Source organism: Pseudomonas nicosulfuronedens (genome assembly GCF_005877905.1).
In the GTDB taxonomy this organism is placed as follows: Bacteria; Pseudomonadota; Gammaproteobacteria; order Pseudomonadales; family Pseudomonadaceae; genus Pseudomonas; species Pseudomonas nicosulfuronedens.
Genome location: NZ_SWDV01000035.1, coordinates 12,806 through 28,994, shown reverse-complemented (window position 1 = coordinate 28,994; position 16,189 = coordinate 12,806). Strand labels below are relative to the sequence as shown.

Genomic DNA, 16,189 nt, shown 5'->3' with positions numbered 1-16,189 from the left:
CTCGTCAGCATAACCGCTGCGAGCGTCCACCGGAGCCCCGATGCAGAGCTTTTACTGGATCAGCGCCATCACCTGTTCGCTGTAACGCCCGCCAGCGGCTGCCCCGGCCGGGAAGATCGCGTCCAGTTCGAGTCGTTCTGCCTGGGTCAGCGCCAGGTCCACGGCGGCGACGTTCTCTTCCAGGTACTTGCGTTGCTTGGTGCCGGGGATCGGCACCAGGTGCTCGCCCTGGGCCAGCACCCAGGCCAGTGCCAGTTGCGAGGACTTCTCTCCGCGGGCGGCGGCCAGCTCGGCGACCTTGTCCACCAGACGCAGGTTCTTCGCAAAGTTTTCCCCGGTGAAGCGCGGACTGGAGCGGCGGTAATCATCCTCGGCGAAATCATCCGGGCTCTTCAGCGCGCCGGTGAGGAAGCCACGACCCAGCGGACTGTAGGGCACGAAGCCGACACCCAGGCGTTCGCACGCGGCCAGCACACCGCTCTCTTCCGGATCGCGGGTCCACAGCGAGTACTCGCTCTGCAGTGCGGTGATCGGGTGCACCTTGTGCGCGCGCTCCAGGGTTTCGGTCGAGGCTTCGCTCAGGCCGAGATAGCGCACCTTGCCGGCCTTCACCAGCTCGGCCATGGCGCCGACGGTTTCCTCGATGGGCACCTTGGGATCGACGCGGTGCTGGTAGTAGAGGTCGATGTGGTCGGTACCCAGGCGCTTCAGGCTGCCTTCCACAGCCTGGCGGATGTACTCGGGGCTGCCGTTGGCGCCGCGCACCTGCGGCTGATCCGGGGTGCGCACGATGCCGAACTTGGTGGCGAGGAAGACCTGTTCGCGCTTGCCCTTGAGGGCGCGGCCGAGCAGTTCCTCGTTGGTGTGCGGGCCATAGATGTCGGCAGTGTCGAGCAGGGTAACGCCCAGCTCCAGCGCGCGGTGCAGGGTGGCGATGGATTCGGCCTCATCGCTGCCGGTGGTGTAGAAGTCGGACATGCCCATGCAGCCGAGGCCGATGGCGGAGACGACGGGGCCTTGCGAGCCCAGGCGACGGGTCTTCATGCGGGATTCTCCGGGGTGAGGAAAGGGGCAGGACCATTCTTGTTGTTTGTCAGGCATGGATAAACTGGCAGATTGCGGTTTAACTATTCGGCCTGGATGAATAATCGGAGCGCGCCATGGACCGCTTGCAGGCCATGCAGGTCTACACCCGCATCGTTGAACTCAAGGCCTTCGGCAAGGCGGCGGATAGCTTGCAGATGCCGCGCGCCAGCGTGACCCAGCTGATCCAGCAACTGGAGACGCACCTGGGGGTGCAACTGCTGCGCCGCACTACGCGGCAGGTCAGTGTCACCGCCGATGGCCAGGCTTACTACGAGCGCTGCGTGCGCCTGCTGGAGGACCTGGAGGAGGCGGAGAACTGCTTCTCCGACTCGCCTGACAACCCGCGCGGCAAGCTGCGCATCGACCTGCCCAGCTCGCTGGGGCGGCTGGTGGTGATCCCGGCGCTGCCGGAGTTCTGCCGGCGCTACCCGCAGATCGAGCTGGAACTGAGCCTGAATGACCGCCAGGTGGACCTGGTGCGCGAGGGCGTGGACTGCGTGCTGCGCGCCGGTGAACTGCCGGATTCCAGCCTGGTCGGTCGACGCATCGCCGAGCTGGAGCAGTTGACCTGCGTGAGTCGCGCCTACGCGCAGGAGTTCGGCCTGCCCGAACATCCGGATCGGCTCGAAGGACATCTGGCGGTCAATTACCAGTCGGCCTCCAGCGGGCGCATCTTCGACCTGGAGTTCCGCTTCGACGGCCAGTTGCGGACCCAGCGGCTACCCAGCCGCATCGCGGTGAACAACGCCGACGCCTACATCGCTGCCTGCCGTGCCGGCTTCGGCCTGATCCAGGCGCCGCGCTACCACCTGCGCGAGGGCCTGGCCAGCGGTGAGCTGGTGGAGGTTCTGCGCGCCTGGCAGCCGCCGCCGCTGCCGGTCAGCGTGCTGTATCCGGTGCGCCGGCAGATGTCGCGGCGCCTGCGGGTGTTCTCCGACTGGCTCGGCGGGTTGTTCGCGGCGGGTATCGGCTGAGCCGTCGCTCGTCGGAAAGCTGCCGGGAACGGGTGCCGGCGTCACCGCGCTGGCTATGCTCAAGGCCGCCGTAGAGCGCTCCGCTATCGCTGAAGTTGCGGCGTTTCTTTTCAACCACTCCCTGAAGGAAACGACCTAAATGAGCTTCGTCAAAGCGAAAGATGGTACTGAGATCTTCTACAAGGATTGGGGCAGCGGGCAGCCGGTGGTGTTCTCCCATGGCTGGCCGCTCAACGCCGACGCCTGGGATGCGCAGATGCTCTTCCTGGTGCAGAAGGGCTACCGGGTCATCGCCCATGACCGGCGCGGCCATGGCCGCTCGGGCCAGCCGGCCAACGGCAATGACATGGACACCTACGCCGACGACCTGGCGGCGGTGATCGAGGCGCTGGACCTCAAGGGCGCGACCCTGGTCGGCCACTCGACCGGTGGTGGCGAGGTGACGCGCTACATTGGCCGCCATGGCACCAAGCGCCTTTCCGGCGCGGTGTTGATCGGTGCGGTGCCGCCGCTGATGCTCAAGACTGCGGCCAACCCCGGTGGTTTGCCGATCGATGTGTTCGACGGCATCCGCAAGGGCGTGAAGGAAGACCGTTCGCAGTTCTTCAAGGACCTGGCAGTGCCGTTCTACGGCTACAACCGGCCGGGCGCGAAGCAGTCCCAGGGGGTGATCGACAACTTCTGGCTGCAGGGCATGACCGGCGGGCACCTGGGCCAATACCTGTGCATCCATGAGTTCTCCGAGGTGGACTACACCGAGGACTTGAAGAAGATCGACGTGCCGGCGCTGATCCTCCATGGCGACGACGACCAGATCGTGCCCATCGGCGCCGCTGGCCAGCGTTCGGTGGAGCTTGTCCAGCGCGGAGCGCTGAAGGTTTACAAGGGGGGCGCCCATGGCATGTGCACCACCCTGGCCGACCAGGTGAACGAGGACCTGCTGGCTTTCCTCAATCGCTGAGGTCATTCGCGAACAGGTTCGCTCCTGCAGGTGCCTGGGTGCTCCTCCTGCAGGAGCGAGCTTGCTCGCGAACCTTCTTCAATGGACGTGCTGCAGCACGTTCACCAGCGTCCCCAACGGATCACGCAGGAAGAAGCGCCGCACGCCCCACGGCTCCAAGGTCAGTGCGTAGGTGATCTCGTGGCCAGCTGTGAGGGCGCGCTCGTGTACCTCATCGAGGTTGTCTACCTCGATGGACAGGTCCGGTACCGGCGCTCCCGAGCCGCCTTCACTGGCCAGGCTCAATTGCGCCGGCGCGCTGTCGCCGCTGGCGAGGGTGATCAGCCAGCCGTGGTCCATCACCGCGTCCAGGTCGAACAGCTCGCGGTAGAAACGCGCGACCTCGGCAGGCTTGCCGGTGGCGAGGTTGGCGACGATGCGGCGGACGGTCATGGCGGCGCTCCGAAAAGGGGACGCCGCCAGCATAGACCCTTAGTGCGCCGGGCGTGCCGGTGGCATGCGGCGGCGATGGATGCGGTAGAACTGGTAGAGCACGCCGATGATGAAGACCAGCAAGGCGATCATCACGGCCGTCTGTACCGGCGGCGAGTCCGGGCCGTGGCCTATGGGGTTGGACGGCGGCAGGCGCGACAGGGATTCGTTGAGCGTGGGGATCATCATCAGGAAGAAGCTGAAGCTCATGGCTGCGGTTTCCAGGTATTCGCCCAGTCCGCCGAGCGCACTGATCCGTTGCGCGTAGCTGCCCACCGCGATGGCAATCAGGCAGAGGATGCCGATGGCGTGGCCCGCATTGAAGCCTCCCGTGCTGGAGAGTCCGAACGCGGTGAGCACGCCAAGGATCATCCCGTAGACGTACCAGCGTCCGGCCGGGCTGCGCGGATCGATGCGCCCCGCCTGGTAGAACGCCCACAACCCGGCGACCAGCGGCACCAGGCTGATGGCGGTATGCACGATACCCAGGGTGGAAAGGGGGTTGGCCATGACGAACGCCTCCGCAGTGAGCACAGGGACGCCACGCATCCACGAGCTGTGCCGGGGCACGGAGGGGCGGGTGTGTTGTCAGGTTAGACGCAACCCGCGTGGGAGCAGGGCCGTGGCGGACTCAGCCGACGAACGTCACAGGCGCTTGTTGAGCCAGCGCGCAAGGCGGTCGCCGCCGAACTGGATCAGCGTCACCAGCGCCACCAGCAGGATGATCACGGTGAGCATCACCTGGGTATCGAAGCGCTGGTAGCCATAGCGGTAGGCGAGGTCGCCCAGGCCACCGGCACCGATGGCGCCGGCCATGGCCGAGGAGTTGATCATGGTCACCAGGGTGATGGTGAAGCCGGCGACTATGCCCGGCCGCGCTTCGGGCAACAGCACGTTCCAGATGATGTGCCGGGGCTGGCAGCCCATCGCTTGCGCGGCCTCGATCAGGCCGTGATCGACCTCGCGCAGGCTGACCTCGGCGATGCGCGCGAAGAACGGTGTGGCGGCGATGGTCAGCGGCACTACCGCGGCCCACACGCCATAGCTGGTGCCGACGATCAGCCGGGTGAAGGGAATCAGCGCGACCATCAGGATCAGGAACGGAATCGAGCGCAACACGTTCACCACGCTGCCCAGACCCTGGTTGATCAGGCGGGCCTGGAAGATCCCGCCGGGGCCGGTGGTGACCAGCACCAAAGCCAGCGGAATGCCCACCAGCAGGACGATGGCCGAGGACGCGCCGATCATCAGCAGGGTGTCGAGCAGGCCTTGCAGCAGGCGTTCAGGCATGGGTGAGCACCTCCAGGCGGTCGGCGACATCGCGGGCACGTTCGAGCAGTTGCGGGACGCTGGCGGCGGGCACGGCGACGCTCAGCAGCAGGCGGCCGAGTGCCCGGCCCTGGATGCGTTCGATGCCACCGTGCAGCAGGCTGACGCGGCTGCCCAGGGCCTGGGCGATGGCCAGCAGGTCCGGCTCCTGTTCGCGCACGCCGGTGTAGTGCAGGTCGAGGATGACTTCGTTGTCCGAGGGATGCTCCAGCCGCGCCAGCAGGTCCGGCGGCAGGTGCTGTTGCAGCGAGCCGAGCAGGGTGCGGCTGACCTCGTGCTGCGGATTGCCGAAGACTTCCCAGACATCGCCCTGCTCGACGATGCGCCCGCGTTCGAGTACTACCACGCGATCACAGATCTCACGGATCACCGCCATCTCGTGGGTGATCAGCACGATGGTCAGGCCCAGGCGACGGTTGATGTCGCGCAGCAGTGCAAGGATGGCCTGGGTGCTCTCCGGGTCCAGCGCCGAGGTGGCTTCGTCGCAGAGCAGGATTTCCGGCTGGTGCACCAGCGCGCGGGCGATACCGACACGCTGCTTCTGCCCGCCGGAGAGCTGCGCCGGGTAGGCGTGGCGCTTGTCTTCCAGCCCAACGAGCTGCAGCAGTTCGTCCACCCGCTCGGCGATGCGCGCCTTGGGCACGCCGGCCACGCGCAGGGGCAGGGCGATGTTCTGCGCCACGGTCTTGGCTGACATCAGGTTGAAGTGCTGGAAGATCATGCCGACGCGACGGCGCAGGCCGACCAGTTGCTGGGCGTCGAAGGCGCCAATGTCCTCGCCGTCGATCAGTACCTGGCCGACGCTGGGTTGCTCCAGGCGGTTGAGGGTGCGGATCAGCGAGCTCTTGCCGGCGCCGCTGCGGCCGATGATGCCGAATACTTCGCCACGGCGGACGGAGAGTTCGATGTCGCTCAGTGCCTCCACCGGGCCATGGTGGCCGGCGTAGGTCTTGCCCAGCCCGCGCAGGGCGATGTGCTGGGTGGCGAGTTCGAGATTGCGGTTGAAGCTGACCATGGTGGGGGCCTGTTCTGGAGTTCGGAGCGGGGCTGTTTCCCTCTCCCTAGCCCTCTCCCTGAAGGGAGAGGGGACTGGTTCGGTGTGTGCGGTCAGTCTGGCCTTCCACCGGAAATGCCAGCCTTGCACGAGGGCTTTTCGTAGGAGCGAGCTTGCTCGCGAACCAACTCCCGCGCCGGGGCGGTTCGCGAGCAAGCTCGCTCCTACAGATACGGGATGCGTCGGCGGTTACTGCCAGCCCGGCTGGTAGAGCGAGCCATGGGCCTTGTCCAGGGCGGCGCGGACCTGCGGCGAGTGCTGGTAGAGATCGACGAATTGCTTCAGCCGGCCGTCCGGGTCCTTGAAGTCGTCACGGGTGACGAACTGGATGACGTACTCGCGGTTCTCGATGCCGTCGAACAGCAGCGCGCTGTTCGGATCGATGGTCCCGGCAAGGCGGATGTAATGCGGGTAACCCTGGGCGAGGTCGACGTCATCCAGCGCGCGCACCAGCTGCACGGCCTCCAGTTCGATGATCTGGAGGTTCTTTGGGTTGGCCACGATATCGTCCAGCGTCGCCTTGTAGCCCACGCCATCCTTGAGCTTGAGCAGCCCGGCTTTCTGCAGCAGCTGCAGGCCGCGACCGCCATTGATCGGGTCGTTGGCGATCGCGACCTTGGCGCCATCGGGCAGGTCGGCGATGGCCCTGTAGCGGGTCGAGTACAGGCCGACGTTGTTGATGATTCCCGGCGCGAACGCCTTCAGGTGCAGGCCGCCTTCGCGGTTGGCGTTCTCCAGGAAGGGCGTGTGCTGGAAGTAGTTGGCGTCGATGTCGCCGTGATCGAGGGTGATGTTCGGCGCGTTCCAGTCGGTGAATTCCACCAGCTCGACCTTCAGGCCCTGTTGGGCGGCCTCCTTCACCGCCACTTCCAGCGGCGGGGCAAAGGCGGCGGTGGTGCCCAGGCGCAGGGTGTCGGCGGCTTGGGCCAGGCCAGCGGCGAGGAGGCTAAGCGAAAGGCCGAGTGTGAGCTTGAAGCGTGCATGCATGGCAACGAATCCTTTTTAGTTTTCTTGAAGAGAGAAGGCTGGAGTCGCTCCAGTGGCGGTTGCCTGGCGGTAGCTCGCGCCGACGTGCCGCGCGGGCAGTCGGGCGCGGCCGGCGCCGAAGAGTTTTTCCCGCAGGGTGCCGTCGGCGTAGGCGGTCTTGTAGGCGCCGCGGTTCTGCAGTTCGGGCACCACCAGCTCGATGAAGTCGGCGTAGCTTTCCGGCTCCACGGTGCGGGTGAGGTTGAAGCCGTCCAGGCCCGCTTCGTTGATCCAGCCCAGCAGCTCGTCGGCGACCTGCTGCGGGTTGCCCACCAGCGTGGTGTAGCGCCCGCCGAGGGCGAGCTGCTCGAGTAGCTGGCGCACGGTGGCGTCGGTGCGGGCGACGGTCAGCGCCTTGGTGGCGGACTCGATGGCGTTGGTCTTCTCGTAGCGGATCGGCTCATCCAGCGCATAACGCGAGAAGTCGATACCGGTGGTGCTGGCGAAGTGCGCAAGCCCCGCCTCGGCACTGGCGAAGCGGCGGTACTCGGCGAGCTTGTCGCGGGCCTCGGCCTCGGTTGGTGCGACGATGACGTTGATGCCCATGAACACCTTGATGTCGTCCGCCCGGCGGCCGGCATCCACCGCCGCCTGGCGGATGCGGTCCACCAGAGCGCGGGTGGCTTCGCGGGTCTGCGCCGAGACGAACACGCACTCGGCGTGGCGCGCGGCGAAGGCCAGTCCGCGATTCGATGCGCCAGCCTGGAACAGAAGAGGCGTGCGCTGCGGCGATGGCTGGCTGAGGTGGTAACCCTCGACGTCGAAGAACTCGCCATGGTGACGGACCTTGTGCACCTTGCCCGGCTGCGCATAGAGGCGGCGCTGGCGGTCGGCGAGCACCGTGTCGTCTTCCCAGCTGCCCTCCCAGAGCTTGTAGAGCACTTCCAGGTATTCATCGGCGCGGTCGTAGCGGCGGTCGTGGTCGATCTGCCGCTCCTGGCCCATGGCGCGGGCGGTGCTCTCCAGGTAGCCGGTGACGATGTTCCAGCCGATGCGGCCGTCGCTCAGGTGATCCAGCGTCGAGAGCCGCCGGGCGAACGGGTAGGGCGCCTCGTAGGTGAGGTTGGCGGTGACGCCGAAGCCCAGGTGCCGGGTAGCGCCGGCCATGCCTGAGACCAGCATCAGCGGATCATTCACCGGCAGCTGGATGGCTTCTTTCGCGGTGAGCTCGATGCCGTTCTGGTAGACGTCGTAGACGCCGAGGATATCGGCGAGGAACAGACCGTCGAACAGGCCCTTCTCCAGCAGGCGGGCAAGGTCGGTCCAGTGGCTGAGCTTGTTGAAGTCCGTCGAGCGGTCGCGCGGATGGGTCCACAGGCCGTGGTTGATGTGGCCGACGCAATTCATGCTGAAGGCGTTGAGGAGAATCTGCTTCTGGCTCATGGGAAATCCTCGCTGGCAGAGGTCCTGTAGGAGCGAGCTTGCTCGCGAACCGATTGGCGCTGGGGCTGTTCGCGAGCAAGCTCGCTCCTACCAAAAGCGGCTTCGGTGCGGGGCATCACAGCGTTCCCCGGCGCGGCGGCAGCTGGCCGTTGAGGTAGTAGTTGCCCACCGCGAAGTACTTCCAGCGCGCCGGATCGTGCAGGGTGTGCACGCGGGCGTTGCGCCAGTGACGGTCCAGGCCCAGTTCGGCGAGGCAGGCGCGGCTGCCGCCCAGTTCGATCAGCTTGCTGCCGGCCAGCAGTGAGACTTCGGTGGTGATCGCCCGCGCCTCGGCCACGGCAATGGACGCAGCGGCAACGCTTTCGGCCGTCGGCTCGGCGGTGGCGGCATCGAGCACACGGCCGGAGCGATCCAGCAGCGCCTCGGCGGCATGCAGGCGGATCGCCAGGCGGCCCACTTCGTTGATCGCCAGGGGATCGTCGCTGGCCTTGTCGACGCCGGCGTCGATCCATGGCCGCGCCTTCTCGCGCAGGAACACCAGCGCATCCTCGTAGGCGCCGCGGGCGATGCCGACGTCGATGGCGGCGTGGAGAATCTGCGCGTACGGGCCGACTGTGGTCGGGCGCTCGAAGGCACTCTGGAACGGCACGATGTCGCGCTCGTCCACCGGCGCGCCGTCGAACACCACGCTGCCGCTGCCGGTGGTGCGCTGGCCGAAGCCGGACCAGTCGTCGATCACTTCCACGCCCTTGGCATTGCGGGCGATGAAGGCGAACTGCTGGACGCCGTCGTCATCGATCACCAGGGTCGGAATGCGCTGCGCATAGAGCGCGCCGGTGCTGTAGAACTTGCGGCCATGGATGCGCAGTTGGCCGTCCTCGCGCTTGAGGCGAGTGGTGCGGTCGTGGGCGGTGCGCGTGCCGATTTCCGCCAGCGCATTGCCGAAGCGCACACCGACCAGGACCTCGGCGAACAGGCGAGCCTTCTGCTCTTCGCTGCCGTTCACCCGCAGCAGTTCGACGGCGTAGAAATGATTCTGCGGAATCTGCCCCAGCGAGCCGTCGGCGGCCGAGATGATCGCGATGACGCGGGCCACCGTGACGCGGGAAACGCCCGCGCCACCGTGTTCGCGCGGCACGGTGATGCCCCACAGGCCTGAGCGGCTGAAGCGCTCCAGTTCGTCCCAGGGCAGGCGGCGCTCGCGGTCGCGGGCGATGGCGCCCTCGCGGAAGTCGGCCGCCAGGGCGCGGGCGACGTCGAGGGCTTCGTCGTCGCTGCGGATAATATGGACGGGAGTGATCGGCTTGGGATTGTTCAGTACGAGGCTGTTCATCGACGCTCCTCAGATCCAGGAATGACGCGCCGGGCGGGCGCCGTTGAGGTGGTAGGCGCCGACCGCCTGGACCTTCCACCGCACCGGGTCGTGCAGGGTGTGCACGCGGGCATTGCGCCAGTGGCGGTCGAGGTTGAATTCGGCGAGGGTGGCGCGGCTGCCGGCCAGTTCGAAGAGCTTCTCGCTGGCGGCCAGGCTGATCTCGGTGGTCAGCACCTTGGCCTCGGCCACGGCGATGGAGGCGCGGGCGGCGGACTCGTCGTCGATGGGCCGCGCGCTGACTTCGTCGAGCACATGACCGGCGCGCTCCAGCAGTGCTTCGGCGGCGTGCAGTTCGACCTGCAGGCGGCCGATCTCGGCGATGGTGAAGGGCTCTTCGCTGGCCTGCTCGACGTTCGCATCGATGAAGGGGCGGGTGCGCGTGCGGATGAAGTCGATGGCATCTTCCAGGGCGTTCGCCGCGATACCCGCATCGATGGCGGCCTGGATCAGTTGCGAAACGGCGCCCTGAATGTTGGGCACGTCGGCCAGGCGGCCGTTGTGGATCACCAGCGAGCCTGCGACGGGGGCATTGTCCAGCAGCACGGTGCCGCTGGCGGTGGTGCGCTGGCCGAAGCCGGACCAGTCGTCGACGATGCGCAGGCCTTCCACGCCGCGCTCGACGAAGCCCATGACCGCGCGGCCCTCTTCATCGATGGCCTTTACCGCGACCCAGTGGGCGAACAGCGCGCCGGTGGAATAGAACTTCTCGCCGCTGACGCGGAAGTGTTCGCCGTCACGCACCAGCCGTGCCTTGAGTTCGAGGGTGTTCCTGGTATTGCGCTCGGGCCCTGCGTTGCCGATGCGCCGACCGTTGAGTACGCCGCCGAACAGAATGCGCTTCTGCGCGTCGCTGGCGACGTTGTCGATGACGTTGAGCAGGCCGAACTGGTTCTGCGGAATCTGCCCCAGCGCGGGGTCGGCGGCGCAGATCACGCGGAAAACTTCGGCCACGGTGGCGTAGGAGACCTGGGCACCGCCGTACTCGCGGGGGATGCTGATGCCGCCCAGGCCCAGGGCCGTGAAGTGCTCCAGTTCACTCCAGGGCAGGGCGCGCTCGCGGTCGCGGGCGGCGGCGCCGGGTTTCGCCAGGCGGGCCACTTCGTGGGCGGCTTCGATGGCCTGGGCGTCGTTGAGGATGCGGCGCGCCGGGAGTTGCCGGGGCGCCTGGTCACGAAAGTCCTTGGGTGCGGATTCGTTGGTCATGCATTGCCTTCTTGTGGCTGAAGTTACGACGTGGGTGGTCCCTCACCGCACGGGCTTTTCGTAGGACCGAGGGGGGCGCCTCAGCCCTTGCTCGCGAACGAACCCCGCTGCGGGGCGAAAGGTTCGCGAGCAAGCTCGCTCCTACAGGGTTCGGCGTTCGCTTAGAACGCCGGGGCGATCTCGCCCTTGTAGCGGGTCAGGATGAACTGGCGGACTTCCGGCGAATTCAGCGCCTTGGCCAGCTTCTGGATGCCCGGGTCCTGGATGTTGTCCGGACGGGCGACAAGGAACTCGGCGTAGAGGTCCTTGCCTTTCTCGACGATCAGCGCGCTCTTGGTGTCGATGCCGGCTTCCAGGGCGTAGTTGGCGAAGATGAAGGCCAGGTCGACCTGCTTCACCGCGCGGGCCAGCAGGGCGCCTTCGAGTTCACGAATCTTCAGGTGCTTGGGGTTGTCGGTGATGTCGCGCTCGGTGGACTGCGGATTGGTCGGATCCTTGAGCTTGATCAGGCCGCTTTCGGCCAGCAGCACCAGGGCGCGGCCGGTGTTCACCGGGTCGTTGGGGATGGCCACGCTGGCGCCGTCGGGCAGCTCGGCGAGGGACTTGTACTTGGTGGAGTAGGCGCCGAACGGCTCGATGTGGATGCCCACCACCGGCACCAGGTCGGTGTGGCGGGTCTTGTTGAAGTCATCGAGGAAGGGGCGGTACTGGTAGTAGTTGGCGTCGAGGTTCTTCTGCGCGAGCTGCAGGTTGGGCTGGATGAAGTCGGTGAAGACCTTGATGTCCAGGTCGACGCCTTCCTTGGCCAGTTCCGGTTTGACGAACTCGAGAATCTCGGCGTGGGGCACCGGGGTGGCGCCAACAACGAGTTTCTCCCCTGCGTGGGCAGAGAAGGCGACGACGGCCGCCAGAATGGCGATGGCCTTTTTCATGGGTGTTGCTCCTTGGCAGTAGTGGGTGGGCCGTCGTGGTGTGGACGTGGGGCCTTGATGGCAGCGGGGCCCGGCTGCCGGCGGGTGTTCTGGATGCCGCTCCCGGAGAGGGAGTGGGCGGGGAATTCAGCGTCGGGTGTAGCGTGCTACAAGTCGGTCGCCGCTCATCTGCAGGGCCTGCACCAGCAGGATCAGCAGGGCGACGGTGATGATCATCACGTCGGTCTGGAAGCGCTGGTAACCGAAGCGGATGGCCAGGTCGCCGAGGCCGCCGCCGCCGATTACGCCGGACATCGCGGTGTAGTCCACCAGCACGATGGCGGTGACGGTCACGGCGGCGATCAGCCCGGTGCGCGCTTCCGGCAGCAGGGTGTGCCAGATGATCTGCCAGGTGCTGGCGCCCATCGCCTGGGTGGCTTCCACCAGGCCGCGGTCGACTTCGCGCAGGGCGGTTTCCACCAGGCGGGCGAAGAACGGCGTGCAGCCCACCACCAGCGGCGGGATGGCGCCGGGTACGCCCAGCGAGGTGCCGGTGACCAGCGTGGTGACCGGGATCAGCACGATCAGCAGGATGATGAACGGCAGCGAACGCAGCATGTTCACCACCACGGAAAGCGCGCGGTACAGACCGGGTTTTTCGTGTAGCTGGCGCTTGCCGGTGAGGTACAGCAGCACGCCCAGCGGCAGGCCCAACAGCACGGTGAAGGCCAGCGCGCCGCCGAGCATGGCCAGGGTGTCCAGGCAGGCCTGGGCGAGATCATGCCAGTCGAGGTTGCGGAACCAGCCGTCCATCATTCGGCGCCTCTTCGAAGCTTCGCGGCGCGGTGCGAGGCGCCGAGACGGTCGCCCTGGCCGAACAGCTTGTGGCGCAGGGTGCCCTGCTCGTACTCGCGCTTGAACAGGCCGCGTGCCTGCAACTCCGGCACCAGCAGGTCGACGATGTCGACGAAGGTTTCCGGCGCCACCAGGCTGGAGAGGTTGAATCCATCGACATCGGTTTCCTCGACCCAGGCCTGCAACTGGTCCGCCACGGTTTGCGGCGAGCCCACCAGCAGCGGGCCGTCACCGCCCAGGGCGCAGTAGTCGGCGATCTCGGCGGCGGTCCACTGGCGCTGTGGGTCGGCAGCGCTGAAGGCATCCACCGCGGACTGGATAGCGTCGCTCTGTACGTGGCGCAACACCTGATCCGGTGCGTACTCGCCGAAGTCGATGCCGGTCCAGCCGGAGACCAGCGCCAGGGTGCCTTCGCGGTCGCTGTACTGGCGGTAGTCTTCCAGCTTGGCCAGGGCCTCCGCGTCAGTGGGCGCGACGATTACCGTGAGCTGGTTCAGCACCAGCACGTCGCTGGCCTGGCGGCCGGCTTCCACGGCGAGGCGGCGCAAGTCGGCCACCTGGTCGCGGAGAATGTTCCTGGTGGGCGCGGCGACGAATACACACTCGGCATTGCCGGCGGCGAAGACCTTGCCGCGGCTCGACGCGCCGGCCTGGTACAGCACCGGGGTGCGCTGCGGCGATGGCTGGCTGAGGTGGAAGCCGGGCACTTCGAAATGCTCGCCCTTGTGCTCGATGGGATGCACCTTGCGCGGGTCGGCGTAGACGCCGCTGGCGCGGTCGGCGACCACCGCGTCATCGTCCCAGCTGGCTTCCCAGAGCTTGTAGCAGACCTCCAGGTATTCCTCGGCCAGGGCATAGCGCTGCTGGTGGTTGAGCTGCTGCTTCAGCCCCAGGTTGCGCGCGCCGCTGCTCAAGTAGGAGGTGACGATGTTCCAGCCGGCGCGGCCACCGGTCAGGTGGTCCAGCGTGGAGATGCGCCGGGCGAAGGGAAACGGATGCTCGAAGGATACCGAGGCGGTGATGCCGAAGCCCAGGTGCTCGGTGGCCGCGGCCATCGCCGGGACCAGTTGCAGCGGGTCGTTGGCCGGCACCTGCGCGCCGGCGCTGAGCGCCGCGTCGGCGTTGCCGTGGTAGACGTCGTAGACGCCCAGCACGTCGGCGAGGAACAGGCCGTCGATCTTGCCGCGCTCGAGGGTTTTCGCCAGCTCGATCCAGTAGTGGATGTCGGTGTAGCGCGCAGCCTGCTGGTCGCGCGGGTGGCGCCAGAGGCCGGGCGAAAGGTGGCCGACGCAGTTCATGGCGAAGGCGTTGAGGCGAATCTGCTTGCTCATGGCGAGGGCCTCAGTTCCAGTCGTGGCGCGGCGGGCGCTTGTCGTTGAGCAGCCAGTTGCCGACCAGGTGGTACTTCCAGCGCACCGGGTCGTGCAGGGTGTGCACGCGGGCGTTGCGCCAGTGGCGGTCGAAGCCGTGGCGGGCGAGGGTGGAGCGGGTGCCACCCAGTTCGAACAGCTTGTTGGTGGCGTCGATGGCGACTTCGGTGGTCAGCACCTTGGCCTTGGCCACGGCGACCGAGGCGCGGGCCACGCTGTCTTCGTCCGGCGCCGGGCGGGCGGCGTCCATTACCTTGCCGGCGCGCTCCAACAAGGCGTCGGCGGCTTCGATGCGGATGCCCAGTTCGCCGACCTGGATGATGGTCAGGGGGTCTTCACTGGCCTTCTCCACGCCGGCGTCGATCCACGGGCGCGCCTGCTCGCGGACGAAGGCGATGGTGTCGCGCAGGGCGGCGCGGGCGATGCCGGCGTCGATGGCGGAGGTGGTGATCTGCGCGAATGGGCCGGCCAGGGTCGGTACGTCGTAGGAGCGGTGCGTGGGGAAGACGTTGAACGCCGGTACGCGCAGGCCTTCCACCAGCACGGTACCGCTGGAGGTTGTGCGCTGGCCGATGCTGGCCCAGTCGTCGACGATCACCAGACCCGGCGTGCCGCGCGGGACAAAGGCCAGTTGCGCGTTGTTCTGCTCGTCCAGGCCGAGCACGCCGATCCAGTGGGCGTAGAGCGAGCCGGTGCAGTAGCCCTTGCGGCCATCGATCAGCACGCTGTCGCCGTCGTGGCGCAGGCGGGTCTGGATGTCCTGGACGTTCTTGCCGCCGGTTTCCGACAGGGCGTTGGCGAAGCGGTTGCCCTTGAGCGCGAGGTCGAAGAAGAAGCGCTTCTGTTCGTCGCTACCCTGCAGGCGGATGTCTTCCAGCAGGCAGAAGTGGTTCTGCGGAATCTGCCCCAGCGACGGGTCGGCGGCGGAAACGATGGCAATGACTTCCGCCAGCGTGGCGTAGGACACCTCGGCGCCGCCGAACTCGCGTGGCACAGTGATGCCCCACAGGCCGCTGTTGGAGTAGACCTCGACGACCTCTGGCGGGACTTCGCGGTTGCGGTCGCGCTCGGCGGAGCCTTCGAGCAGGAAGGCAGCGATCTTGTGGGCGACTTCGATGGCTTGCGCATCGGAAACGATCCGCTGGGCGTTGGGTTCGCGGATGTCGTAGTGGGCGGATTCGGGGAGTGGGGGCATGGCAGTACAGCGACCTCGGCAGATGAATCGACCCGGCGTTCGGGTCTGTCTGATCAGGTCATTGCACAAGCTGTGCCGGAAATTAAATTACATATAAATCAATGATTTGCGTTTTTACACCAACAGTTTCGCGGCTGGGTAAACAGCAAAGTGTTGAGTGAGTGTTGCTGCAGCAACAGTGCCGGAACAGGCGTGTGGGGCCCCTGCAGGCGGAAGGGGCGCGATTCGCTGCCGTGGCGGGTTCGCGAGCAAGCTCGCTCCTACAGGTCAGCGCCGATGCGTCTTTCGTAGGAGCGAGCTTGCTCGCGAACCGCCCCAATGGCGATGAAGATCAGGCCAGCTCCTGGCAAACGTCGATCCAATCCGCCGCCACCAGCTGTGCCATGCGTTGCGGCTCGATTCGCACGGCACTGTGCACCGCTCCGGCGGCTGGCAGAACCTCGTCGAACGCCTGCAGCGACACATCGCAATACACCGGCAGCGGCGTAGCCAGGCCAAACGGGCAGACGCCGCCCACCGGATGGCCGGTCAGTTCCACCACTTCCTCGGCGCCGAGCATCTTGGCCTTGCCGCCAAAGGCTTCCTTGAGCTTGCGGTTGTCCAGCCGCGCATCGCCGCGGGCGACCACCAGCACGGTGCGTTCGCCTACGCGCAAGGACAGGGTCTTGGCGATGCGGCCAGGCTCCACGCCATGGGCCTCGGCGGCCAGGGCGACGGTGGCGGTGCTGGTTTGCAGCTCGATGATGGCGATGTCGGGGGCCTTTTCGGCGAAGAAGGCGCGAACCGATTCCAGGCTCATGGGGCAATGCTCCGTGTCATGCGAAAAGGACTGAATCTAGGGAGCACGACCGGGGCTGTCCAGTCAGCCATTCGTCTGTCGGTGTCGGTAGGGAGGCTGGCTGGCGAGAAGATTGAACTCGCTCCCGGCCTTGATGGACGGCCGTGAATCCGTGGTCCGTCCACAGCGCCAACGCGATCGCCGGCCTATGCTCAGTG

General features: G+C 66.8%; 16 protein-coding genes. 2 read left to right on the top strand and 14 right to left on the bottom strand.

The genetic code is table 11. The annotated features are described in order from the left end of the window. Positions 1 to 51: 51 nt before the first annotated feature. Positions 52 to 1,044 (bottom strand): aldo/keto reductase, encoded by a 993-nt coding sequence (locus FAS41_RS23205; RefSeq protein WP_138525749.1) that lies wholly within the window; start codon positions 1,042 to 1,044, stop codon positions 52 to 54. Positions 1,045 to 1,160: 116 nt separating this feature from the next. Between FAS41_RS23205 and FAS41_RS23200 the strand changes: the two genes are divergently transcribed. Together FAS41_RS23200 and FAS41_RS23195 are read left to right on the top strand one after the other, a co-directional pair. Then, positions 1,161 to 2,060 (top strand): LysR family transcriptional regulator, encoded by a 900-nt coding sequence (locus FAS41_RS23200; RefSeq protein WP_138525748.1) that lies wholly within the window; start codon positions 1,161 to 1,163, stop codon positions 2,058 to 2,060. A 139-nt stretch (positions 2,061 to 2,199) separates the two neighbouring features. Next, on the top strand, positions 2,200 to 3,021 hold the full coding sequence (locus tag FAS41_RS23195; RefSeq protein WP_138525747.1) for an alpha/beta fold hydrolase: 822 nt from the start codon (positions 2,200 to 2,202) through the stop codon (positions 3,019 to 3,021). A gap of 78 nt (positions 3,022 to 3,099) precedes the next feature. On the opposite strand, the gene FAS41_RS23190 is transcribed toward FAS41_RS23195, so the two are convergent. The 13 genes from FAS41_RS23190 to FAS41_RS23130 all read right to left on the bottom strand — a co-directional run bounded on the left by FAS41_RS23190 (position 3,100) and on the right by FAS41_RS23130 (position 15,992). Continuing rightward, entirely contained in the window at positions 3,100 to 3,453 is a 354-nt protein-coding gene (locus FAS41_RS23190; protein WP_138525746.1) for a VOC family protein, read from the bottom strand. Positions 3,454 to 3,492: 39 nt separating this feature from the next. After that, a complete protein-coding gene (locus FAS41_RS23185; RefSeq protein ID WP_246084927.1) occupies positions 3,493 to 4,002 on the bottom strand; it encodes a hypothetical protein in 510 nt (169 codons plus the stop codon). Between the two features lie 135 nt (positions 4,003 to 4,137). Then, positions 4,138 to 4,812 carry a methionine ABC transporter permease gene (locus FAS41_RS23180; RefSeq protein ID WP_171049539.1) on the bottom strand — a complete coding sequence of 225 codons (675 nt, stop codon included), beginning with the start codon at positions 4,810 to 4,812 and terminating at the stop codon, positions 4,138 to 4,140. Continuing rightward, positions 4,775 to 5,836 (bottom strand): methionine ABC transporter ATP-binding protein, encoded by a 1,062-nt coding sequence (locus FAS41_RS23175; RefSeq protein ID WP_246084926.1) that lies wholly within the window; start codon positions 5,834 to 5,836, stop codon positions 4,775 to 4,777. Before FAS41_RS23175 ends, FAS41_RS23180 begins: the two co-directional genes overlap by 38 nt. Before the next feature lie 228 nt (positions 5,837 to 6,064). Beyond that, positions 6,065 to 6,862, bottom strand: a complete 798-nt coding sequence (locus tag FAS41_RS23170; RefSeq protein WP_138525743.1) for a MetQ/NlpA family ABC transporter substrate-binding protein — start codon at positions 6,860 to 6,862, stop codon at positions 6,065 to 6,067. A 15-nt stretch (positions 6,863 to 6,877) separates the two neighbouring features. Beyond that, positions 6,878 to 8,284, bottom strand: a complete 1,407-nt coding sequence (locus FAS41_RS23165; RefSeq protein ID WP_138525742.1) for an LLM class flavin-dependent oxidoreductase — start codon at positions 8,282 to 8,284, stop codon at positions 6,878 to 6,880. A gap of 115 nt (positions 8,285 to 8,399) precedes the next feature. Continuing rightward, positions 8,400 to 9,617, bottom strand: a complete 1,218-nt coding sequence (locus FAS41_RS23160; RefSeq protein ID WP_138525741.1) for an SfnB family sulfur acquisition oxidoreductase — start codon at positions 9,615 to 9,617, stop codon at positions 8,400 to 8,402. A gap of 9 nt (positions 9,618 to 9,626) precedes the next feature. After that, positions 9,627 to 10,862: an SfnB family sulfur acquisition oxidoreductase gene (locus tag FAS41_RS23155; RefSeq protein WP_138525740.1), complete on the bottom strand. Its 1,236-nt coding sequence runs from the start codon at positions 10,860 to 10,862 to the stop codon at positions 9,627 to 9,629. Positions 10,863 to 11,023: 161 nt separating this feature from the next. Further along, positions 11,024 to 11,794 (bottom strand): MetQ/NlpA family ABC transporter substrate-binding protein, encoded by a 771-nt coding sequence (locus FAS41_RS23150; protein WP_017518042.1) that lies wholly within the window; start codon positions 11,792 to 11,794, stop codon positions 11,024 to 11,026. A 126-nt stretch (positions 11,795 to 11,920) separates the two neighbouring features. Further along, positions 11,921 to 12,586 carry a methionine ABC transporter permease gene (locus tag FAS41_RS23145; protein ID WP_024765489.1) on the bottom strand — a complete coding sequence of 222 codons (666 nt, stop codon included), beginning with the start codon at positions 12,584 to 12,586 and terminating at the stop codon, positions 11,921 to 11,923. Continuing rightward, entirely contained in the window at positions 12,586 to 13,959 is a 1,374-nt protein-coding gene (locus FAS41_RS23140; protein ID WP_138525739.1) for an LLM class flavin-dependent oxidoreductase, read from the bottom strand. Before FAS41_RS23140 ends, FAS41_RS23145 begins: the two co-directional genes overlap by 1 nt. Before the next feature lie 10 nt (positions 13,960 to 13,969). Further along, the gene (locus tag FAS41_RS23135; protein WP_138525738.1) at positions 13,970 to 15,193 is read right to left on the bottom strand and encodes an SfnB family sulfur acquisition oxidoreductase; all 1,224 of its coding nucleotides are present in this window, start codon (positions 15,191 to 15,193) and stop codon (positions 13,970 to 13,972) included. A gap of 331 nt (positions 15,194 to 15,524) precedes the next feature. Then, positions 15,525 to 15,992, bottom strand: a complete 468-nt coding sequence (locus FAS41_RS23130) for a YbaK/EbsC family protein (RefSeq protein ID WP_138525737.1) — start codon at positions 15,990 to 15,992, stop codon at positions 15,525 to 15,527. Positions 15,993 to 16,189: the final 197 nt, after the last annotated feature.